Here is a 22,075-nt window from a genome sequence, read left to right as displayed (position 1 = left end):
CACTGGGAAAAAATTGAGGAGGAGTTGTCGGCTTTGCCAAGACCGTTGGCCTTGATGATTCAAAATGATTATTTGGCGGTCACTCTATTGCAAAAGCTTGAGGATCTGGGCGTAAGGGTGCCCGAAGAAGTGGCTGTAATAGGAGCGGACAATGATGAGCTTCACTGTATTCCAACGGCGATCTCGATAACAAGTGTGGATGATGATCTGGAGCAAATCGGTTACACTGCGGCAAAGACACTCGACAGGATGATGAATGGAGAAGATGTCTCCGAACTTATATTGGTTCCTCCTAAGGAAGTTGTTGTTAGGGGATCCACTGATACCATTGCAATTTCACATGAACCTACAGCCAAAGCGCTTGCCTATATCCGAAAAGATTTTTGTCATTCTGTTAGCATTGATCTGCTGGCGGAAAGTTGTGGTATGAGTCGAAGGCGTTTGGAAGATGCCTTTAAAAAGTATGTAGGGCGCACGATGGCTGCTGAAATACAGAGGTTGCGCCATAATGCTGTGAAGCGACTTCTCAGGGAAACTGACTTGAAGCTTAACGCCATTGCGTATGAGTGTGGGTACGCAGATGGAGCTCATTTGAGTAAATCATTTAAAAAACAGGAGTTGATTACGCCGCAGCATTATCGTTTGAGCCAACGATGAAGAGTTTAAACTGCTAGGAATTAGTTTTTATCGGGGAGATCTTTGGACGATATGGGCCGGGGTTGAGCTGCAGAGTGTTTGCGCTTTCCTGTTTGAGCTTCTGACCCTTGCTCAGCACCCACAAGCCTTGCACTTCACTCACCTCCGGCGGCTGTCCGCCACCAAAAGCATGAGCCATCAATGCATCGGATGTGGCCTGCTTTTGCGGATCGTTCGCAAAGGCGGTACTGAGCTGCCACTCGGCATGTTCGGACATCTGTTGATACAGGAGTTCCAGACAGCGTTGACTATCTTGCTGCTCAGCCGCATGCATAAACGCAGCCCGAGCGCGGCGCTGACGACGCAGGGACTCAAGGCGATCCCGCATAGGACTAAACCTGATAGACCAACGCATCCGGCGAAACAGCAGATAGCCGAGCCAAATCACCACTGCAGCGGCAACACTCAGCATCGTATAGAACGTCCCCTTGCTGTCACCTTTCGACTCGGAAGTCGTCTGCGTCGCAGAGCTTGATACCGGGGGTCCCGACACCTCAAAGTCACGCCCTGGTAAGTCGATCTTATCAACGGTCTTGGTCTTAAGGTTGAGCCAGTGAATCTGTTCCTCTGGAATTGTAAATGCCCCGCCTCCCTTGAATGTGAAGACCACACGTTCCTCGCGTATTCCCTGGAGCTTTCCCCCCACCTCTTTATCATCCACCAATGGTGGCGCTTGATAGACTTGGACCCCATCAAGTTCTATTCGCGGAGATGCCGGGATTGCCATGGCGGGTGAACCACTAATGGTAAACTTACGGATTCGGGTGACTGCATCGCCCACTTGGTATTTCTCCAAAACTCCTTCCCAAGACTCCTCAACCTTAAATTCGTTGGCGGCTACCCAAGAGTCCAAAGCCTCGGTGCCCGGAGGCACCTCAATTTGAATCGGAGGCACGGTGAGTTTCAGCTCTCCTTTAACATCCCCATCAGTTTCGCTTTTAATGGAAATGAAGGTAGTCAGGGGCGGAACACGCAGAGGGCCCGAACGTTCAGCATGCAATTCGAAGCGCCAGCTCTGAAAATCCCAACTCACTCCATCCCGGCGGCGAGTCTCGTTAAAAGCGGTCTTTGTCATGCGCCGAACCAAGGTGGCAGGCACGGTAAAATCACGCACACGGATGCTCCCATTGAACCGGTCCGGAGTCCCCACTTCGACGACGATCTCGACTGGGGCTTTTTGGAAATGAGGTGCAGGTGTCTTAACCACAGCACGAGCTTCGAGCTTACCAGCATCCAGCAGCCCTTGAATCGTTTCGGCCGCCGTAACTTGTGCGACCACCAACGAGAGCATCAGGTAGAATAGATTGACGTGCTTCATCAGGGTTCCTGTTTTTTATTTTTCTCGGCTTTCTCAGATTCCGCAATTTGAAGATAGAACTTAGTGGTAAGAAACTCGGAGGGATCGCGTTGAATCTGTCGCAACCACATCTCCGTGAGCCCCGGGTCCTGCAGTAACTGCTCGGCACTGTATTGTTCCTGTTCTCCGGCACCGTCCTGACCACTTCCGTCGGAGGACTCCGACCCTTCTCCCGGCTTCTTGCCAGAGTCATCTGAATCCTTCTGACGTGTCTCCGCCATATCTGTGGTTGCCTGGATCATCGCCTGCATGATGGGAATGTTCACGGCAGGTGCGGGATGGTCGGGGTATCGTTTCGCCATTTCCTCGTAGGCTTCCAGCGCCGAAAAATAGCCACCCGAGTGAGCCAGAGCGTTGGCGCGTGCCAGCAAGGAATCCGCATCCTGATACTGTGAAAAATACTGCGCGGCAGTTTCGAAGTCCTCGGCGGCATAAAGGCTGTATCCCTTCCATCGAGGGTCCTCGAACGCACGGGATGCCCGCTCATAGTCGCCGAGCTGAAACCACATCCTGCCCTGCTGGTCCGGGGTCAGCCAGAGATTCAAAAAAGCACTGGGTAACGCGATCACCCAGACGATGATGGCAAGCGCCAGCACCACGAACAAACGCCGCTTGTGTGACGCCAGATATTTTGACATCGATCTTACCATCTCAGCGCCCACCCCTTTCTAAACCAAAGTAAAAATAACAGCACAATCGGCCAGACAAGATAATAGCCGCCATCCATCCAAGGTCGGGAACTGTCACCGCTGAGTTCATAGTGACTATCAATCGTCTGAAGAATCCGTGTCACATCCTCGTCATCCGGGGTAACTCTCTGGTAAACTCCATCGCCGGCATCCGACAGCGTCATGAGCCCTGCCTCATTCAGGGGCAAGGCGCTGCTTTTCAGACCACGCTCGGCATCCTTATCCATTTCCTCCTGGGTCTTACCCATTCCCCAAACAATAAGCTGAACTCCTTTTTCATCACTCAGGGCGCGGTAGGTCTCGATCGAGTTTTCCGGTGCACCATCTCCTAAGAGCAAAAGCGTGCCCCCGCCCTCGGCAAGTAGCTCACGCGCCATCGGAAGAATTGATTCAGGCGATTTACCACGCTTCGGTAGCATTCCCACCTGCAACGCCTCCAGATAGTGTAACAAAACGTTGGCATCATTGGTCAACGGCAGGACCGTGTGACCTGAGCCGGCGTAAGCTAACAATGCGGTGCGAGCATCACCGCGCGCTTGGGAAAGTTCCAGAATTTTACTACGTGCCCGCTGTAGACGGTCAGGTTGCAGATCCTTGCCCTCCATGGATTCGCTAAGATCAACGGCGATGACCAGAGCGGCGGAATCGACAGCAAAGGGAGATTCTCCGCGCTTCCAGCTGGGACCCGCCAGAGCCACCGCCAACAAGGGAAGCACGAACACAGACACCCACAAGGGTGAAACCAGCTGACGCTGACTACCCGACACCACCATGCGCGGCAACAGGTGCGGAGCAATCACTCCCTGCCACTGACGGCCGAGATCACCCGAGCGCCACTGCAGAAAACTAATCAATGCAAAGGGAATCAACAGGAGTAACCACCCCGGCCGTAAAAAATGCAGGTTTTGGATGGAGGCTAGTTCAGTCATGGGCAACTCTCCTTCTTCGGCGCGAAGCCAGGACAAAGATTGGCATCGTCATGATGTAAAGCAAAGCAAAGGCCGCCAAGGGAACATGGAACATGCCCTTGCGGGGACGATAAGAAAGGCTGTCGTAGCTGGCCGGCTCGAGTTCATCGATAAGCCTGTAGGTATCGCTCAGAGCCTCGCGATCGTTCGCGACAAAACTGCGCCCCCCGGTGGTCTTGGCAACCGCTTCCAGGGTTTCCATGTCGAGAGCATCCTCACCCACGGTTGTCGGGTCACCGACAGCCACGGTATAGATAGTCACGCCCTCCACCTTCGCCACCTTGGCGGCATCCAAGGGCGGCACCTTACTGCCAGTGTCATTTCCGTCGGTCAAAACGATCAGAACTCTGTTTTCAGTTTGGGACTGGCGAAAATGCGAAATGGAGAGGCCGATGGCGTCGCCGAGAGCCGTGCTGGGCCCTGCCATGTTGACGATACTTTCATCAAGCAGGTTGAGCCATGTTTCGTGATCATCGGTGAATGGTGCCTGCATGTATGCCGCACTGCCAAACACAATCAAACCTAAGCGGTCTCCCTTACGCCCCGCCACAAATTCCTCCAGCACATCCTTGGCCACAGTCAGTCGATCGACTTTTTCACCGGCAGCATCACTGAAATCCGTAGCCTCCATCGAACCAGACAAGTCGACAGCTAACATCAGATCACGAGCGGTTTTCTCTTGTTTCACGGGATCTCCCACCCACTCGGGTCGTGCCAGTGCTGCCACCAGCAGACACAAGCCAAGCAAACCAGCCACCGCCTGAATCACCAGACGTCTTCGGATACTGGCGCCAGCTCTCGGGGTTTCTCCGCTCAGCGCTACCAGCCGTTCAAAATACGGGACCTGTAGCGAATCACGGCTTTCACGATGAGACGGCACAAACCAGTAGATCAACACCGGTGCAAGCAGCAGCAGAAAAGCCCAGGGATGTACGAACTCAAGCATAGTCTCCTTTGTGGTTTTGTATCCAATTTTCCATCGCCGTCATCAAAATTTCCAAACGTTGCGTATCCATGCCTCTCACCTCATCGAGCGGGGCATAGGCAAGCAACTGTAGGTCGCCAATGGCGCTAACCGACAAATAATCCTTACCCGGAGAAAGTCCTGCCAGAGCAGCGGCATAGTCATCCCCCTCCAAGCCTGAAACAAGGTCGCGCCCGCCTGCTGCAACTGCCGTAGCTCGAAGCAAGGGTGCCAGTTCCCGGACGGCTTCTTGTTTTCCAGCTGCGAGATGCTGCTTGATCGTCGCCAGTTGCTCGAGAGCATCACGACGGTAACGGTCTCGCAGATAACGCTGCCGCCGACGCCAGAGAGACCGTGCCATCAACCCAACCAAGCCTAGCAATAAAATCCACCAGCCCGGTGTGGACGGCACCAGAGGCACAGGTTCGGGAAATTCCACTTCAACGATCTCGCGAAGTGATTCATTTCCCCAATCCGACTCAAACAACTTACTCATGGCTGTGATCCCAGTGCGCGGAGCAACTGCTGCAGCGGCTCGTCCACGGTGTCGATTTCGATCAATGGCAGACCAAACCGCTGCAAGGCCTCGCGCATTTGCTTCACATGATTCAGATAACTCTCTTCAAAACGCTGCTGCAGTTCCTCACGCTTACCAGAGACTTCGATCTGCATTTCTCCATCCGATACAACAAGCTCCTTCAGCGCAGGTAAATCACACTCAGCAGGGTCAAACACATTGATGGCAATCACATCGTTGTGCAGCGACAAACGCTTGAGTAATTCATCGCTACCTTCATCCCAACCGAAGCCGTCGCCAATGTAGATCACCAGCGCATCGTGGGTGACACGTCTGAGAAGGGCATCGAAAGCGATGTTCAACTGTCCGGCATTCGCCCGACAGCCTGCATTAAGTGCAGCATTGGCAGTCTCGAGGCGCTTGAGGATGTCGATGACGGCATCTCGGCTGCGTCGAGGCGTGAAATGATGGCAATGCTGGTCGTCAAAGATCAAGGCGCCGACGCGATCCCCCTCCCCAAGCACCCGCCAGGCTGCCAAAGATGCGAGCTCCGCCGCCACCACCGACTTCATCGCCCGCTGGCTGCCGAAGAACATGCTGATCCTCTGATCGACCATCAGATAAACTCGGCGCTCCCGCTCCTCGGTGTAGACTCGGACGTGAGGTTTGCCGGTTCGGTTCGTCACCTTCCAGTCCATAGTACGAATGTCATCGCCCGGACGATAGTGCCGCAATTCCTCAAAATTGAGCCCACGGCCCCGCAGGCGTGAAGCGTGTTGTCCGCTCAGAATGCTCTGCACCGGCTGACGGGGCAACAACGAGAAACCACGCGCTGAGAATTCCAAAGCACGCAGGTGCGCCAGACTAACCGCGACGCGGTCGTCCTGCTCGGCACCGGTTTGCGCCGAGTCCGCTCCGAACCATTTCCGTGGCTTTCTCATGCTCATGCAGCTGTCACCTTCTTCAGAATCTCGTCAATGACGTCATCGGTCGAGACCGACTCAGCCATGGCATCGTAGCTGAGGATCAAGCGGTGCCGTAGAACGGCATGTGCCACTCCACGGACATCGTCAGGGGTCACAAAATCGCGTCCCGCCAGCCAAGCTGCCGCCCGAGCACACTTGTCCAAGGCTATACTCGCCCGTGGGCTTGAGCCCACCCGGATCCAGTCCTTGAGGCGTGAATCCGTGTGGCGCGCAGGGTCGCGGGTAGCCATGATCAAAGCGACAATATACTGGTCGATATTCCGCGATACGGTGGTTGCCGCCACCTCTTCACGTGCAGCAAACACGATGTCCTGAGAGAATCGAGGCTCTTCCGTTGCCTCCCCCGCTTCTTCACCACGGACGAGACGAATGATATCTTCCTCCGCTGCGTCATCGGGGTACTCGACGTTGGTTTTCATAATGAAGCGATCCATCTGGGCTTCAGGAAGAGGATACGTTCCCTCCTGCTCGATCGGGTTCTGGGTGGCGAGCACCATGAACAGCGGGGGCAACTTATAACTCTGCCCCGCCACGGTCACCGTCCGTTCCTCCATCGCCTCAAGCAACGCGGCTTGAACCTTGGCGGGCGATCGGTTGATTTCGTCGGCAAGCACGATATTGTTAAAAATCGGACCTTCCTGAAACTGCAACATCTGCTTTCCTTCCACTTCCTGATAGACCTCATTGCCGGTCACATCCGAGGGTAAGAGGTCCGGGGTGAACTGGATACGACCCAGCTTGGCAGTGAGGCAACGGGCCAGAGATTTGACGGATCGGGTCTTTGCCGTGCCGGGCAAACCTTCCAACAACACGTTGCCGTTGGTCAGCAAGGCCAGAAGCAATGTTCTGACTACCTGCTCTTGACCAATGACCGATCGGTTGATGGCGTCGTCAAGTTCCTGGAATGCTTTTCGGTGAGTGTTTGTCTCCATATTCACTTTCGAATTACAAGGGGAGGCAGCGTGGCCCCTCCCCTTTGGTTTTAGTCATTCTTAGTTCGTCTTAATGACTTCACTAGGTCTCCACGTTTGGTCAATCCATGCCTTGGTCGGACTATACATCCGCAGGATGGTGAACCAGCTCTTGCCGGGAACCGTCTGCACCCAGTTTTTCTCGTAGCCAGGAGGCGGCTTGGGGGCGAAGTAGAGGTCGATCGATCCGTCCTTGTTGTAACGAAGTCCGTCCTGAAGGCTGTCGACACCGGCATTCTTCTGGTCGGTCTGCAGCATGGAGCGGGTCTGAGGATCATAGATGGTCACCGCCCAGAAGTTCTCGATGGGAGCATCTTTCGGCAGGGCAATTTTGTACGTCTTGCTGCCATCGAAGGGCTTCTTATCACCATCGAGGAATGCGATGCCATAGTCAGAGCCCTTACCCTCTCGTGGAGCCGCCATTACCGGCGTTACTGCCGTGTAGGGATAGTGGAACATAACGCGCGCATCGGTATTCATGGTTCCTCCGTTCTTCCCGTTGAAGTGCACGTTGCGCCCCATGTAGGCCATGTTCCAGGCACTTCCGGTATCGGGGTAGATTTGCGCTCCGGCCATGTTCTTGTCAATACGGGGGTACCAGACGATGGCTCGGGCCTGAGCATTGCCGATGGCCACGCCATCTTTAAGAATGGCTTTCATTCGATCGTCGGGTTTGAAGGGTTTGCCCTTCTCGATACCCAGCGAGGCAAACAGCCCACGGACCTCCGGCGTAAACAGACCGGGTGCTTCATACTGAATCACCTCGTTCACGTGATGGTAGAACTCAGCGTTGTTGTAATGGATCGTGTTGAAGTCCTTGTTGGAGCCGCTAAACCACTCCATTTTCGGCGGCTTGGCTGCATCCGCAAGCTTGTAGACTTTGAGATTGTCTTTCACATCCTTCACAGCAGCGGCCACGTCCTCATCTGCCTTGCTCTTCGGTGTCTTCCGCAGGAAGACCCATACTCGGTTGGTTTTGGGACGGTAGACCTTGTATCCCTCAGGAACATCACCCTTATAGCCCGGAGGTAAGAAGAGGTATTTGCCGCCGGTGATGTTCTCGATAAAACGGAAATTGGCATCGTTGGCAGCCCCCAGCAGCCCCTTGGGAGCGTCAACCACAGTCGGTCCATCACGCTTCAGGTCCAAATCTGGGATCACATAAACGGTCGCACTGTTTCCGGTTAGGAAAAGAGATTTGGCGTTCATCAGACCATCGAAGATCATGACTTGATTAACCTCGACGGCACCAAGCGAATGGGCACCCTCGATAAGAGCTGCCACGGACGCGGCAGGCATACCCTTGAGAAAGGCATCCGCTGCCCGGGAAGTGTCCATGAAGTCATAGACTTTGTCCGCTGTTTCGCGGGAGGGAACGCCGTCGGTGAAATTGAGTTCACCAATGGAGGTCTCGACTTTGTCAGGAGTGACAATACCCTCGGGGATTTCCGTGGTGTATTTGAATTTCTCCTGGGCTGAGACCGTGGCGCACAGAGCGCCGAGTGCCCCTAGTGACATGAGGCAAATGGAATGGATATGTTGTATTTTCATTGTTCGTTTATTGGGTTGTATGTTCGTAGAAAGGCGGAAAACCGGCTGCGCGGGTATCTCCCACGCAGCCGACTGCTTAATTAGTTAGTTTGTCTTGATGATTTCGCTAGGTCTCCATGTTTGGTCAATCCAAGCCTTGGTTGGACTATACATCCGCAGGATGGTGAACCAACTCTTGCCCGGGATGGTCTGTATCCAATTCTTCTCATAGCCAGGAGGTGGCTTGGGGGCGAAATAGAGATCGATCGAGCCGTCCTTGTTGTAGCGCAAACCGTCCTGGAGGCTATCGATACCGCATGCCTCTTGGTCGGTCTGGAGCATCGAGCGGGTCTGGGTGTCGTAGATGGTCACGGCCCAGAAATTAGCGCTTGGTGCATCCTTTGGCAAAGAAATCTTATAGGTCTTACTTCCATCGAAGGGTTTCTTGTCGCCGTCAAGGTAGGCGATACCGTAGTCAGAGCCCTTGCCCTCGCGGGGGGTCGCCATGGCTGGGGTGACACCGGTGTAGGGGTAGTGGAAACTCACTCGGGCATCGGTGTTCATGGTAACTCCATTCTTGCCACTGAAGTGCACATTACGCTCAGGGTAGCCCATGTTCCAGGCACTGCCGGTATCGGGGTAGACCTGCACGCCAGACATGTTCATACCGATTCGAGGATACCAGACGATGGCTCGGGCCTGGGCATTGCCGATGGCCACGCCGTCCGCAAGGATTTTTTTCATCCTGTCGTCAGGCTTGAAAGGTTTGCCCTTCTCGATGCCCAATGAAGCAAACAGACCGCGAATTTCCGGGGTCATCAGGCCGAGTGTTTCGTACTGAATGATCTTGTGCATGTGATCGTAAAACTCAGCGTTATTGTAGTGGATGGTGTTGTAGGCTTTTCCGGTACCACTGATCCACTCCATCTTCGGAGGGTTTGCAGCATCCGCCAATTTGTAGACTTTGAGATTGTCACGGATGGACTGAGTAGCTGCCGCCACATCTTCCGGAGCCTTGCTCTTGGGAGTTTTGCGCAGGAGGACCCACAAGCGGTTGGTCTTGGGTCGTAGCACCGTATAACCCTCAGGGACATCGCCCTCGTAACCAGGTGGCAGGAACAGATACTTACCGCCAGTGATGTTCTCAACATAACGGAAGAAGCCGTCATTAGCCGCACCTAGCAGCCCCTTGGGTGCTTCAACGACGGTTGGTCCGTCGCGTTTCAGGTCCAGATCAGGGAACACATAAATGGTCGCCGTGTTTGCGGTCAAATACAGGGACTTGGAATCCATCAGCTTGTCGAAGAGAACCACTTGGTTAGCCTCGACAGCGCCTAGCGAATGATTACCGTCGATAATGGCGGCCAAAGACGCTGCCGGCATACCCTTGAGGAATGCATCTGCCGCACGAGCGGTGTCCATGTAGTCATAGACCTTGTCCGCCGTCTCGCGGGAGGGAACACCGTCGGTGAAATTGAGTTCTCCAATGGAGGTTTCAACTTTGTCCGGAGTCACAATCCCCTGAGGAATCTCCGTAGTGTATTTGAATTTTTCCTCGGCTGTCGCCGTTGTGCAAAAGGCACCGAGCGCCCCTAGTGACAAGAGGCAAATCGAATGAATGGATTGTCGTTTCATTGTAGTTTATTGGATTGGGTTATTGCGGATAATGAGAACTAATCACTAGCATTAGCACGATATAAGATCGGTGCAAGAACTCGTTGAAATAATCTTGCCATACAGGTCGGAGCATAGAAAGAGCATTGACCAACATGGTTTGAAATGCAGAGATTTCTCATACCCGCTAGAAATTAGATATTAGTTAGTCAAATAATAATTGATAGAATAGAAAAAATGCAATTGGATAAAATATGATCTACCAACGATCACGGCGACTGTCCTGACGATTATCGCGATGATCCTGACGGTTGTCCTGGTGTTCACCCCGGTTATCTTGTCGATCACCTCGGTGCTCTTGGCGATGATCCTGTCGGTGGTCACGATTCTGCTGTCCGATGGTGTCTCCATAGAGCGAGCAAGAGGAAAGGACGAAGAGGCCGACGACGATACTTTTTGTGGTAGTTTTCATAGTTCTTATTTTTCTAATGTTTGGTTGTTTAGTTTGTAGTAATGGCCCGGGGAATGATTGCTTCCCTCAGGACGATTTAAAATTACCACCACTCCCCCGGATCCACATGTATCCCAAGGGTGTAAAAAAGGGTGTAATTTACGTATTTCTCACTAATTTGTAAGCTTGGCAACGTATAAGCAGGTAGTTTGAGCCATAAGCACGATATGAAACACATAAAACTACCAACTTTGCTCCTCTGCACGGCCGTGGCGGCAATATCCATCCTTCCAGTCGACTGTTACGCAGCTGGAAAACAACTGGTCGACTACATCGATCCGATGATCGGCTGCTACACCAAAAAGGAAAAGGGAAGCCACGGACTGGGAAAAACCTTCCCCGGACCATGCACTCCATTCGGATTGGTTCAGCTCAGCCCCGACACCATCACTGGGGGTGACCACGGCTCAGGATATTCAACCCATCACACCAGCATCGAAGGCTTTAGTTTCACTCACATGAGTGGAATCGGTTGGTATGGTGACCTGGGAAATTTTCAAGTCATGCCGACCACTGGTGAACGGCAATGGATGCGGACTGGAAAGTGGCCGGATATGAGACATCCAGCAAAATCGAAATACAGTCACGATGAGGAGATTGCCAAGGCTGGATACTACTCGGTGAATTTGAAGCGATACGGAATTCGAACCGAACTCACTGCAGCCCCACGTGCAGGCATGATTCGTTTCACCTACCCTGAAGCTCAAACCAGTCGAATCCAGATTGATCTGGCACGCCGGATCGGGATGAAAGAGGTGCGCAAACATCACAGCACCCAACATGTTGAAGTGGTAGATGAGCGCACGATCCAAGGCTACATGCAATGCTCAAACAAGGATGGTGGTTGGGGTAAGGGAAAAGGCTTGGTCAACTACACCGTTCATTTCTATGCGCAATTCAGCAAGCCGATCACCCAGTTCGGAGTATGGGAGTGGGACAAGGTGATGCCGGGCACGCGTAAACACACAGGAAAAAACAGCGGATTCTATCTGGAGTTTCCAACGAGCAAAGGGGAACAGGTCCTAATGAAAGTCGGCATCTCGTTTACCAGTGTCGAGGGGGCTAAAGCGAACCTGCAACATGACATTCCCGGTTGGGACTTTGAAACGGTCCGCCAGCAAGCCCGTGCACTATGGAGTAACGCCATTGACGGCGTTGCCATCGAAGGAGGCACGGAAGACGAAAAAACAGTTTTTGCCACCTGCCTCTATCACTCATTCATAGATCCACGTGGTGTTTCCGATGTTGACGGGTCGTATATCGGAGCGGACAAGCAAGTCCACCGAGTTGACAAGTTCACGTATCGAACTCTGTTCAGTGGATGGGATGTTTTTCGCAGCCAATTCCCCTTCCTGACGATTGTTCGCCCGGACATCGTCAACGATCAAGTCAACTCTCTGATTCAACTGGCCGAGCTCAGTGGCAAAGGTTATTTACCGCGATGGGAAATGCTCAATGCCTACAGTGGGTGTATGGTTGGAGACCCTGCGGTTACGGTGATTGCCGAGGCTTATCAAAAAGGCATCCGCGATTACGATCTTGAACGAGCCTACGAAGCTTGTCGAAAAACAGTCTTCACCTCGGGTAATGGAAGTGGGCGACAGGAGTTTAATGAGTATGGCTATGTTCCCAATTGTATTTCTAGAACACTTGAGTTGACCTATGCCAACTACAGCCTTGCCGTCATGGCCGAGGGGCTTGGCAAAACTGAGGATGCCAAGGCCCTCTACCAATCGGCCATGAACTACCGCAAGGTCTATGATTCATCGGTAGGTAATATGCGGGCGAAAAAAGCAGACGGCTCCTGGCATCAATGGCAGGGTCTGCTCAAAGGCACAGGCTGCGTGGAATCCAATCCCTACCAGCAGGGGTGGTATGTCCCCCATGATGTTCAGGGCTTGATCAATTTGATGGGAGGAACGGAGAAGTTTCTCGACCATTTAATTCCGTTCTTTGACAAATCCGAAGGCCAATTCACGGGCTGGAACCATTACTACAACCACGCCAATGAACCGGTGCACCACGTTGCCTACATGTTTCCGTATGGCGACCGTCCATGGCTGACCCAGAAGTGGGTTCGCACGATTATGAAAAATGCCTACTTTGCCGATGTCAAAGGACTCTGTGGCAATGAAGACGTCGGCCAAATGTCGGCCTGGTATCTGCTCAGCGCGATGGGCTTCCACCCGGTTGACCCGGTGTCCGGGATCTACATCGTCGGGAGTCCCCTGTTTGATAAAATAACGGTTCGACTCAACCCGAAATACCACCGTGGGAAAGAACTCGTTATCCTAGCCCACAATAACTCGGCCAAAAATATGTATGTTCAATCGCTGAGCTTGAATGGCAAAGCCATCAACCGGGCGTGGCTGACCCACGAAGAAATCACCAGTGGCGGGAGGCTGGAGTTCACGATGGGGCCCAAACCCAATCAATCCTGGGCTTCACAGAAAGAGAAACGACCACCATCACTGAGCAGTCAACAAAGATAGCTGCACAGCAACAATCAAAGCAACAAAAACAACGATCCTCGTATTTCTATCTTTTAGTGAAAAATCACTAACTCTTCCAAGCGCACTACTTAATCAAGCCCAACCCAAGTGCCTTGGCCACGGCCTCCTTCCGACCGTGCACTGCCAGTTTTTGATAGATATTACTAACATGACGCTTCACGGTGCCTAGCGAGATAAACAGCTGATCGGAAATATCATTGTTGCTGCAGTGTTTGGCCAGCAGGAGAAGCACTTCAAACTCCCGCTTCGAAAGCGACTCCATCAGGGGCATATGCACCGTGGACTGTATCCGAGCTGAATCCACTACTGGCTCATCTTTGACCGGCGGATTCATCGCCCTGACGATATTTCCGATATACTCCACGCCTTCGGTTCCCAACTTCAATTTCTGCAGTAAAGGAATCAGCTCCACTCCAAAATCAACAAATACTCGCAATGCTCCCCCGTGTTGAGCCATGCATACAGCCTCCCCCAGATACATCCGGGCTTCGTTCTGATTCCCCTCATGAGCGTGCCAAAGAGACTTCATGATCAAGCACTGAACCTGGGACTCGGTAAGACGTGCCGCTTCTGCATCTTTCAGTAGCACATCCATCATCGATTTTGCTTGATCTCGGCTCTCTTTGGAATCCTGACTCAAAAGCACTCGGACATAGCCGGCCACAGGCGTCAGATTCACAACCTTGGCTTCACACACAGGAGCCTCACATTGCTCCAGCCATCGCTGAGCCTTGGAGACACGCCCCCGCCGAAGCGCCAGCTCGGCCTGGATCGATTCAACAAGATCCAGAAACAGCGGGTTGGGCTGACTTCTGACATCATTGAGCAACTGAGAAACGAGCGCGTCCGCGTCCCGCCAACGATCTTGGGCAGCATAGGTGAGCACGAGATAACACTGGGTCCAAATCACATTCCGATAATCCATCCGGGCCAATTCAAGATCGGTGCGGGCAAGATGACGTTCAGCTTGCTGCAAATCGTTCAGCTGGTAACAGGCAAACCCAGCCAGAACCCGCGCCACATCAGCAATCGATAACAAGTCGTGCTTTTCGCAATGCTCCAGACAATGGGTCGCACTGGACAACAAGCCAGACATATCCATCGACATCAAGTAACGATGTGAGTCCGCAATCAAGATCACTCCGATCGCCGCGGGGTCAGACTGGCATAACTCACGCCCTTCATTGATCACCCGAAGTGCCGCTGCGTTTTCACCATGACTACGGAACGAAAGGGAAAGCATCCCGACGGTAACCGCCCTCAAGTGTGTCTGCTCAGGGGACAAGCTCGACAGGGCACTGGTGCCGGCATCGATCGCCTCCTGAAACTCCCGCTTCGTATAATGGTAGGCACAGCGTAAACAAGCCAGATTCGCCTGAACCCAACGGGCCGACTTCTCATTCATCGTCCCCTTCCCTGCAGCAAGCTCGGCCTTCTTCACCGCTGAAATCCAATCGGTGTTGGCCCGGTATTTTTTCCATGCCGCCGCAATCATCAGCACAGCACTTTGATCGACCACTTCAAGCGGCAATTCAGCCAACCAACGATCACGTAAAAAATAATCCCCCTGCCATTCAGGCCGCTGCAAATGGTTCTCCACGATCTCTCCTGCTAATATCGCATTGCCAGACAGTAACGCCTCGGCAATCGATTCCTGAACCAGGCCCTGACAATCAAACCATTCGGCAGCCCGCTGGTGCATCATCTTGATTTCCTCATCAGGCACGGCCACCTTCAAAAACTTGAGTAAAGCCTCCCGAAAAAACGGATGAAAGCAAAACCATCCATCCTCACCGTCACGCTGAGCCGGATTGACCACAAACATATTCGTGGTCTTTAGCCAGGCATAAAAATCACTCACCTTCGCCTCAGGCATCACAGCTTGGCTCAGCCCCTGACAGAACCGGTCAAACAAGGCCATGCGTATGACAATCTCACGGAAACTTGTAGAAACATCCGTAAAGATTTCCTCGATCAGGTGTTCACTTACTTCCGCTGGTAGAGATGGCCATTGCACAGCAGCCCCCCCTCCTCGGTTCTTCAGAGACACCACCATCAACTGCATCGCAACGGCCCAGCCGTTCATTTTCTCCTCCGCCACAGCAATCAGGTCATCGGAAAGCTCGCCATCCACGGCCGTTGATAAAAATGCCTGGATGTCCTCCCGCGAAAACCGAAGATCATCCATCCTGATCTCCTGGATGTTTCCCAGCATCCGCATTTTACTCAAAGCCAAGGCCGGGTCGCGACGAGCCAAAATCACCCAATGAAAGTTAGGGGGAGGATACGACAAAAGAGTCGTCAGAAAGTGATGGATCGACGGATCGCTGAGACGATGAAAATCATCGAGCACAAAGAGAATCTTCTTCTTTAAATCCAGAGCCTCATTGATAAAGACACGGGCCACCAGCGAGGCCTCTGGCAAATCGGCCGCTTGAACCAGCTCCATCGACTGAGGACAGGCATCCGGCTCATGTTCCCGAATAGCGGTCACTACATAGAGCAAAAACTCGCGCAGATTGTCATCCGACGGATCCACCGAGTACCAGCAAGCGTTCCACGAATCGTCAAGCGACCCCACCCACTGACTGATCAGCGTGCTTTTCCCGAACCCCGCCGGTGCTGACACCAACGTCAGCGCGCGGTCAAGCCCGAGATCAAGGCGCTCAAGCAACTTGGGCCGCTCGAGAGCATCGTTATCTATTACAGGACGAATCAACTTCGTCCGCAAAATGAAATCATTCATCGCCTCAATAAGGATTCTGCACGCTCCTTAGCGTCTGCTACCACCGGATCGGCCGCCTCCGCGGCTGGATCGACTTGATCCACTGGAACGATTAGAACTCCCCCGATTACTTGATCTGGCTTTAGAACTTTGAGTATGACTTCTCTGACGGGAGTAGGCATCCCGGTTTAGTTGCGACGGCGTATTCTGACGATTGGTATATCCACTGCGTTGGGGCGTTGTCGATGGGCGCGTCCTATCATTGGGATTCGTGCTTGGACGAGTTGTCGGATTTGTACTTGGACGGGTTGTTGGGTTCGTACTTGGTCGTGTTGTTGGCCGAGTCTGCGGTTGGCGGTTTCCGGTCTGGGAAGTTCGAGCCGCCCGATTCGGTTCGGGAGCACTCTGCCAACCACCATTCTGACGTTTTTCCCAACCATCATCCGTCTTGCGGTAAAGATTGCCGTCCCGGCCCGTATAGACATCCCCGTTGCCGGTCTTGCCGATGAAACCATCTTTGCCGTATTTACGATTCACCCGGACAGCGCCTCCTCCCTCAGATGTCTGAACACCACGCACTGAACCCTTCCAATTCGATCGGTGGGCGGAGCGGGCCCAGTCGTCATCTCTCACCACTGCAGAACGACCCCAGGAACCATACGGAGTTTTTACTCCCCCTCTGGCGGCCCCCTTGCCGGTCCACGGATTGTAAGCAGCCTTACCAGCGGCCGCTCCACGCGGTCCATACGCATAACCACCCCGGGCATAGGTTCCGGTGCGCGGGTTATAAGCCGCAGCGTAGCCAGCACCACCATAGGGTCCATAACGATAACCGCCACGAGCTACATACCCGGAACCATAGCGATAGTGACAACCATGACCGTATCCATACCAGTAGGGTTTCCGGTAATAATGGTAATGATGAACGTGGTCGTGCCGGTGCGAATGGCCTAACCAGTATCCCAAACCAAAAACAAGCAGGCCACGGGCAACATAGGATCCGGAATAGCCGGATGTCGACCCTACCACCACAGTGGAAGGCGTCGATTCATAGACTTGGACATAGGTCACGTTATGCTTGGGACTCTCCGGAGGAATGGAATAAATCGCAGCAGGGACCTTGTCACATACCACCCAGGGCCCCGTCGGACTTTTCGCCTCAAACCAGACCCCCTGATAACAGCAATAGTAAGCATCCCCGACCATAAAGACATCAAACTCCGTATTCACGGCAAACTTCACACCATCAGCCCCTGGCACAGGCTCAAACTTCGGTTCGCCATCGTAGATCACTTCCACAGTGGCCGACTCGCGGTTCACCGTTGCGGTATCCGGAATGGAGGCCAGAATGATTGCTTCATCCGCCTCGGGCGTGCCGGGAACTGATACGCGGACATAGGCTTTTACATGATCCTCGGGGATCTTTTGAAAGTCTTCCGGAAGGTTCAAACTCGCAGCCGTCCAAGGGCCATTCAAGTCCAACGCTGCAAACCAACGGCCAGCCGTCAGATAATAGTAATTTTTTTGTGCCGGCAGAAAAAACAAATCGTCCTCGGTGTTGGTCACATACATCAGCCGGGTTCCCGACACCGGCGACATCTGGGGAGCCCCTTGCGTCTGAATCAACTCCGCGGGCTGATCGGAAACAAAAACCCGCGGTGCTTGAGCCGCCCCTCCGAGCAGGCCCAAACGGGAGGTGACATCGGACCAGTTTTCGTCGTTCGGGATTTTCTTAAACGAATCCGGAAGACTCTTAGCGGGTTCCCATGGACCGGCCTTCACATCCGAGCTCATGACCCATTGGGTTTCGGCCAGTAAATAATACTTCGAAGAAGCTGTATCAAAAAGAACATCCCAGTTGGTGTTCACGGCAAAAAGCAGAGAAGTATCATCCTGAATCACAGGCTTCAACTCGGGTTCGCCAAAGAAGGTCACCAAGATCGACAGGCTGTCACTATAGAAAATAGGTGGAGGATCCAGATTCACATTGGTTTCATCTGTCATGCTATCAGCCCGGTTCATTGCGGCCAGCATCGAATCAAGAGGAACATCCAATAAGCGGTCAGGGGTCATCACCGATGTCACCAAGGTCTTGGCTTTTGTTGCGTCAGCGGGTTCAAGTTCGGGAAACTTGATATCCCCCAATGTCCGGGCTCCGATCCTGACGCTGTTCTTATCTTGATCCACTACCGTGGACGCCGAAACGGTCATCGCCCCAAATGTAGGCTCCTGGCCGTCGAGCTTCACCGCGATCGCCACGCTGGCCTCCAATTTTCTGAACTCATCCCACTCCAGTATCTGGGGCTGGTAAAAGGCCACTTCATCCTTACCGAGCTCATAACTCCGCGGCCAAGCTTGAGTATCCTCAGCGGATACCATTTCAGAAAGCTGCGCCAAACAGAAACAGGAGCACAACAGGAACTTTATTGGGGATAGAATCATTTTCATAGCTTTTTGAGTATCTTGCTTAACCCTAGGGACATTCAACAATCAGGTCAACATCTGTTTCCAGCCAGTGCTGTTGTGCGTGGCGTGACAAGAAACACATTTCGCTCCTTGCCCGAGTCAGGGACTCTTGTTAAAAGCAAGGTATGCCATTCAGACGCCGCAAAACCGGCTCAATGAACGAGGCATGTCCCGGGCCTAACGCCCTCCTTTCAACTGCGACAACTCACCCATCATGACCCATCCCCGAAACACCTCCCCCCTTGCTTACCTCGGCGCCCTCATGCTGGCATCCTTGGTTCTTTGCGCATGTTCGTCGTCACCCTACTTCAAACAACAAGCACTACACAGCAGCTACCAAGACTCTCAGGCATCCATCCTCAACCGCGCATGGATCTCATCGACATCCCGCGAAGGATTGCGCTCGATGAAACAACGCAATGCCCAATCTCCGGAATCGATCAGCGAAAGAATCGCCGTTGCCGAACAGGCGATTGCCAAAACCAAAAAACGACACCAACCATCACCTGGGGCTGCCATGCCTCACTACCTGGATGCCGCTGAAGCCCTCTGGCCCATCATCAAAAACAGCCCGAGCACACCACCTCACACCGAATCGGACAAACGCATCACCTTGGCCAATGAACTCTATACCCATGCCACCGGCCAAATCGCCCGAATCACCCAACTCCACATCACACCTCAGGACCATCGTAAGCGCATCGAAGTAAGCGGTCGGACCATTGCCCTCAACACCAGCTCGCCACATACCTATCATCCTTCGTTTTTCGATCAAATCCACCCCCTCGACACCCATACCTACGGCCGGGTCGGGCAATACCATCATAAACGCCCCGGCCTCGGAGCGGCACTTGTCGCCCACCGAGAACAAACACCCTTTCGACAGAAAACCACACCTCTCATCCCCCCCAACGGCATGGATATGCCCATCAATGCCATCGTCGACTTCCCATCACCCGGACAGGCAAGGCTCACCCTAACCAATCTACTCAAAGCCGAAACATCTCGCATCACCGGACAAAAACGAATCCTTGCTGCTGACTTTTCAGCCCCGGTTGCGGCGATAGCCTCCACTCAGTCCGGTCACTTAGGACTCAAAATAGCGGTATCCCCGGAAGACTACCAAATCAAAACCGGCCTCTTTTCCCTGGGGCCCTACGATCCCGACAAGATCCCGGTCATCCTCACTCACGGACTGATATCCCAACCCTCAACCTGGACCACCATGACCAACCATCTGGCTTCAGACCCCGTATTACGAAAAAACTATCAACTCCTCTATTACTTCTACCCGACGAGCTACCCGCCTATTATTTCGGGGGCCAACTTCAGGAAAGACCTCTTAAAGTTTTACCAGAGCCATGCACACGAACAGAACCCCAAACTCAATCGAACCGTCCTCGTTGGACACAGTATGGGGGGGCTACTATCATCCGTCCAAAGCCGCACCTTTAGTCAGGAACTTTTCAACCAAATCTTTGAAAAAACGCCATCACAGCAAGACTCTGAATCCGCCTATTCCAAGGTCAAGGTGCTCTTCGACAACCCAACGCTCCACCAGGTTGAACGCGTTGTGTTCATCGCAACACCCCACCGCGGCAGCGAACTCGCCAGCAACTGGATTGGCAAAATCGGATCTGCACTGATCGAACTTCCCCAAAGTATCTTCAGCCTACAGATCAACGACACCGCGGCAAGTATGACCAACCTCGGGCGCTCCATCATCAACCAAGGACCATCCAACTCCGTCACTCAGCTCAAACCAGACAACCCCGCCCTGGAGCTGTTGATCAAGCAGCCATTCAATTCAAGCGTCAGCTACCATTCCATCATCGGTAACCGTGGCAAAAACCAACCCCTGGCCGAAAGCTCAGACGGTGTTGTTCCTTACTGGAGTTCCCATCTCGATGGCGCCGCGTCCGAAAAAATTGTCCCCAAAAACCACGAAGCGCATTTGCACCCCCAAACGCATGAAGAGCTCTCCCGCATCCTTCACCTGCACCTCAAACAACGGCGGTAGAGCTTCACGGTAGACCGGTCACTCCTGATCATTCAACTGGGTATCAGGGAACCAATGCGTCCAGACCATCCAGTAGACGCCATTATACAATGGCTTTTGATCCAATTTGCCCGAATCGGTCTGCCCTCTGAAATCAATCGAATGAAAGTCCAGCTCCTCGCCGTCTTTCAACCTGGAGAACAAGGTGATAATGTCATGCGTTTTATCATAGGTAAGCACGAGAGGCTCACCTTGAAATTCAAATGGATAGACTGGATGCTGTTTGGCAAACTCCTTGGTGAATGCAATTTGCCGATCACCAGCACGGTAACCCCACACCGCTTCTTTTGGGTTTAACCGGTCGTCATCAAGCGACACGGTAGGAAAAGCAGCCCCTTTGCTTCGGTCGTTTTGGATCTCAAGCGTAGCGGCAAAGAACCAACGGAAAATGGGATCAAGCATTCGATCAAACGAATAGACAAAGACTTCAGCCTCCGGGTAAAGCTGCTTGAAACTCTTCCAAGTCATCATCGTATTCGGATACACTTCCAGCTGCTTATCACCAAACTCAGTGGTTGCTGTAATTTGTTGAACAAGCTCTCCGGTTTCATTGTCTTTTAAAATAAGATTGTTATGAACCTGAGCCATCACCCTAAGATCGGATTCACCCGACCCCAAATCCTGATTCATGGCGACAGGTAAGTTACTCAGACCACAGTAAGTCATCACAACCTCTTGACCTCCAAAATCCCCACCCGCTACATGCGGCAACTCCAAATGATCTTGAGGGTAACCACGCACTTCTCCATTGATTTCCAACACATAGATCACCTGTTCATCCGCCAATACGCGATCGGCCTCGGTGACGGATACATAAGTCGCGGTATGTTGTTTGGTTGGAAACAACAGGGTGTTCATCATGTTAGCCGCAAAAATACAAAGCAATACCCCCACGGTGGCAACAAGCATGACCCACAGGCGTCCGACTTTGCGCACCAAATGCAGATACCACAACCCAAGCAAAAGTATCACATTCACCAACCCCAACAAAAATGCATGTTCGTAGTAGGCAATGATCCATGACTTCGGCATGGCGAAGAACTGACCAATGTCACTCATCAGCAACATGCTGAAGATCGAGTAGACCGCCGTAAATGATGCGAGGATGATAAAATATTTAACTGAAGATTTCATGGCGGGATTTCTTGACGTCCATAACAGCCGCAGGGCAGATCGTAAAAAAGCAGCTGACGCCATACTGCCATTTCGAACCCAGACCCGCAAGTTCATTCCCCCCCCGCAGGGCTCCTACATTAGGGAGATGATCTCGGTGATGCCTGCGGCGCTGACAGGATTGTCAGGATTTTTAATTTTCAAAGATCAAGGTTTGCCCAAAACCTATCGCTTACGGGCACCTCTAATGCCAATGATGAAAAGTAACGGGTATAACTTTGAGTTGGGATAAGAACCCCATTCACGCCATCCGCTTTGAAAAATCCCCATTCCAGATGGCCATCATGCTGACGGTTTCGCCTGAATGTGCTCTGGAGTTCACAAACTGCACTTTTT

General features: G+C 52.8%; 17 protein-coding genes. 4 read left to right on the top strand and 13 right to left on the bottom strand.

Translation table 11 applies throughout. The features are described 5' to 3' along the window. On the top strand, positions 1 to 657 hold a 657-nt coding region (locus HW115_RS15575; protein WP_178933872.1), incomplete at its 5' end, for a substrate-binding domain-containing protein. 13 nt (positions 658 to 670) lie between these two features. Here the strand turns inward: HW115_RS15575 and HW115_RS15570 are convergent. The 10 genes from HW115_RS15570 to HW115_RS15525 all read right to left on the bottom strand — a co-directional run bounded on the left by HW115_RS15570 (position 671) and on the right by HW115_RS15525 (position 10,764). Next, positions 671 to 2,014: a BatD family protein gene (locus tag HW115_RS15570; RefSeq protein WP_178933871.1), complete on the bottom strand. Its 1,344-nt coding sequence runs from the start codon at positions 2,012 to 2,014 to the stop codon at positions 671 to 673. Then, entirely contained in the window at positions 2,014 to 2,691 is a 678-nt protein-coding gene (locus HW115_RS15565) for a tetratricopeptide repeat protein (RefSeq protein WP_227021571.1), read from the bottom strand. Before HW115_RS15565 ends, HW115_RS15570 begins: the two co-directional genes overlap by 1 nt. A gap of 5 nt (positions 2,692 to 2,696) precedes the next feature. Further along, positions 2,697 to 3,671 carry a VWA domain-containing protein gene (locus tag HW115_RS15560; protein ID WP_178933869.1) on the bottom strand — a complete coding sequence of 325 codons (975 nt, stop codon included), beginning with the start codon at positions 3,669 to 3,671 and terminating at the stop codon, positions 2,697 to 2,699. After that, positions 3,664 to 4,656, bottom strand: a complete 993-nt coding sequence (locus HW115_RS15555) for a vWA domain-containing protein (protein ID WP_178933868.1) — start codon at positions 4,654 to 4,656, stop codon at positions 3,664 to 3,666. Before HW115_RS15555 ends, HW115_RS15560 begins: the two co-directional genes overlap by 8 nt. Further along, positions 4,649 to 5,170 (bottom strand): DUF4381 domain-containing protein, encoded by a 522-nt coding sequence (locus HW115_RS15550; protein ID WP_178933867.1) that lies wholly within the window; start codon positions 5,168 to 5,170, stop codon positions 4,649 to 4,651. Before HW115_RS15550 ends, HW115_RS15555 begins: the two co-directional genes overlap by 8 nt. Beyond that, entirely contained in the window at positions 5,167 to 6,132 is a 966-nt protein-coding gene (locus tag HW115_RS15545) for a DUF58 domain-containing protein (RefSeq protein WP_178933866.1), read from the bottom strand. The genes HW115_RS15550 and HW115_RS15545 overlap by 4 nt, the downstream gene beginning before the upstream one ends. Positions 6,133 to 6,134: 2 nt before the next feature. Further along, entirely contained in the window at positions 6,135 to 7,109 is a 975-nt protein-coding gene (locus HW115_RS15540) for an AAA family ATPase (protein ID WP_178933865.1), read from the bottom strand. Positions 7,110 to 7,169: 60 nt separating this feature from the next. Next, the gene (locus HW115_RS15535) at positions 7,170 to 8,666 is read right to left on the bottom strand and encodes a DUF1254 domain-containing protein (protein ID WP_227021570.1); all 1,497 of its coding nucleotides are present in this window, start codon (positions 8,664 to 8,666) and stop codon (positions 7,170 to 7,172) included. Positions 8,667 to 8,783: 117 nt separating this feature from the next. Continuing rightward, complete coding sequence (locus HW115_RS15530; RefSeq protein WP_178933863.1) at positions 8,784 to 10,313, bottom strand: DUF1254 domain-containing protein; 1,530 nt, start codon at positions 10,311 to 10,313, stop codon at positions 8,784 to 8,786. 238 nt (positions 10,314 to 10,551) lie between these two features. After that, positions 10,552 to 10,764 (bottom strand): hypothetical protein, encoded by a 213-nt coding sequence (locus HW115_RS15525; RefSeq protein ID WP_178933862.1) that lies wholly within the window; start codon positions 10,762 to 10,764, stop codon positions 10,552 to 10,554. Positions 10,765 to 10,970: 206 nt separating this feature from the next. Between HW115_RS15525 and HW115_RS15520 the strand changes: the two genes are divergently transcribed. Beyond that, positions 10,971 to 13,295: a GH92 family glycosyl hydrolase gene (locus HW115_RS15520; RefSeq protein WP_178933861.1), complete on the top strand. Its 2,325-nt coding sequence runs from the start codon at positions 10,971 to 10,973 to the stop codon at positions 13,293 to 13,295. Between the two features lie 85 nt (positions 13,296 to 13,380). On the opposite strand, the gene HW115_RS15515 is transcribed toward HW115_RS15520, so the two are convergent. Further along, a complete protein-coding gene (locus HW115_RS15515; protein WP_178933860.1) occupies positions 13,381 to 16,062 on the bottom strand; it encodes a LuxR C-terminal-related transcriptional regulator in 2,682 nt (893 codons plus the stop codon). Between the two features lie 27 nt (positions 16,063 to 16,089). Further along, the gene (locus tag HW115_RS15510; protein WP_178933859.1) at positions 16,090 to 18,438 is read right to left on the bottom strand and encodes a hypothetical protein; all 2,349 of its coding nucleotides are present in this window, start codon (positions 18,436 to 18,438) and stop codon (positions 16,090 to 16,092) included. A gap of 283 nt (positions 18,439 to 18,721) precedes the next feature. Here HW115_RS15510 and HW115_RS15505 point away from each other — a divergent pair, with 283 nt between their 5' ends. After that, on the top strand, positions 18,722 to 20,527 hold the full coding sequence (locus HW115_RS15505) for an esterase/lipase family protein (RefSeq protein WP_178933858.1): 1,806 nt from the start codon (positions 18,722 to 18,724) through the stop codon (positions 20,525 to 20,527). Positions 20,528 to 20,545: 18 nt separating this feature from the next. Here the strand turns inward: HW115_RS15505 and HW115_RS15500 are convergent, their stop codons facing one another. Next, positions 20,546 to 21,700, bottom strand: coding sequence for a DUF3179 domain-containing (seleno)protein (locus HW115_RS15500; RefSeq protein WP_178933857.1), 1,155 nt, complete (start codon positions 21,698 to 21,700; stop codon positions 20,546 to 20,548). On the opposite strand from HW115_RS15500, the gene HW115_RS15495 reads away from it, so the two are divergent. Then, positions 21,699 to 21,971 carry a hypothetical protein gene (locus tag HW115_RS15495; RefSeq protein ID WP_178933856.1) on the top strand — a complete coding sequence of 91 codons (273 nt, stop codon included), beginning with the start codon at positions 21,699 to 21,701 and terminating at the stop codon, positions 21,969 to 21,971. The genes HW115_RS15500 and HW115_RS15495 overlap by 2 nt on opposite strands. Positions 21,972 to 22,075 lie beyond the last annotated feature (104 nt).

The organism is Oceaniferula marina (assembly GCF_013391475.1).
Taxonomy (GTDB): Bacteria; Verrucomicrobiota; Verrucomicrobiia; order Verrucomicrobiales; family Akkermansiaceae; genus Oceaniferula; species Oceaniferula marina.
This window is presented reverse-complemented; position numbering and strand designations above follow the sequence as displayed.

Bases quoted from the DNA above. Each gene is read 5' to 3' on its own strand.
- HW115_RS15535 (WP_227021570.1), bottom strand. From the start codon at position 8,666: ATGTCACTAGGGGCACTCGGCGCTCTGTGCGCCACGGTCTCAGCCCAG.
- HW115_RS15565 (WP_227021571.1), bottom strand. From the start codon at position 2,691: ATGTCAAAATATCTGGCGTCACACAAGCGGCGTTTGTTCGTGGTGCTG.
- HW115_RS15560 (WP_178933869.1), bottom strand. From the start codon at position 3,671: ATGACTGAACTAGCCTCCATCCAAAACCTGCATTTTTTACGGCCGGGG.
- HW115_RS15550 (WP_178933867.1), bottom strand. From the start codon at position 5,170: ATGAGTAAGTTGTTTGAGTCGGATTGGGGAAATGAATCACTTCGCGAG.
- HW115_RS15495 (WP_178933856.1), top strand. From the start codon at position 21,699: ATGGCGGGATTTCTTGACGTCCATAACAGCCGCAGGGCAGATCGTAAA.
- HW115_RS15525 (WP_178933862.1), bottom strand. From the start codon at position 10,764: ATGAAAACTACCACAAAAAGTATCGTCGTCGGCCTCTTCGTCCTTTCC.
- HW115_RS15555 (WP_178933868.1), bottom strand. From the start codon at position 4,656: ATGCTTGAGTTCGTACATCCCTGGGCTTTTCTGCTGCTGCTTGCACCG.
- HW115_RS15515 (WP_178933860.1), bottom strand. From the start codon at position 16,062: ATGAATGATTTCATTTTGCGGACGAAGTTGATTCGTCCTGTAATAGAT.
- HW115_RS15505 (WP_178933858.1), top strand. From the start codon at position 18,722: ATGACCCATCCCCGAAACACCTCCCCCCTTGCTTACCTCGGCGCCCTC.
- HW115_RS15570 (WP_178933871.1), bottom strand. From the start codon at position 2,014: ATGAAGCACGTCAATCTATTCTACCTGATGCTCTCGTTGGTGGTCGCA.
- HW115_RS15530 (WP_178933863.1), bottom strand. From the start codon at position 10,313: ATGAAACGACAATCCATTCATTCGATTTGCCTCTTGTCACTAGGGGCG.
- HW115_RS15540 (WP_178933865.1), bottom strand. From the start codon at position 7,109: ATGGAGACAAACACTCACCGAAAAGCATTCCAGGAACTTGACGACGCC.
- HW115_RS15500 (WP_178933857.1), bottom strand. From the start codon at position 21,700: ATGAAATCTTCAGTTAAATATTTTATCATCCTCGCATCATTTACGGCG.
- HW115_RS15545 (WP_178933866.1), bottom strand. From the start codon at position 6,132: ATGAGAAAGCCACGGAAATGGTTCGGAGCGGACTCGGCGCAAACCGGT.
- HW115_RS15520 (WP_178933861.1), top strand. From the start codon at position 10,971: ATGAAACACATAAAACTACCAACTTTGCTCCTCTGCACGGCCGTGGCG.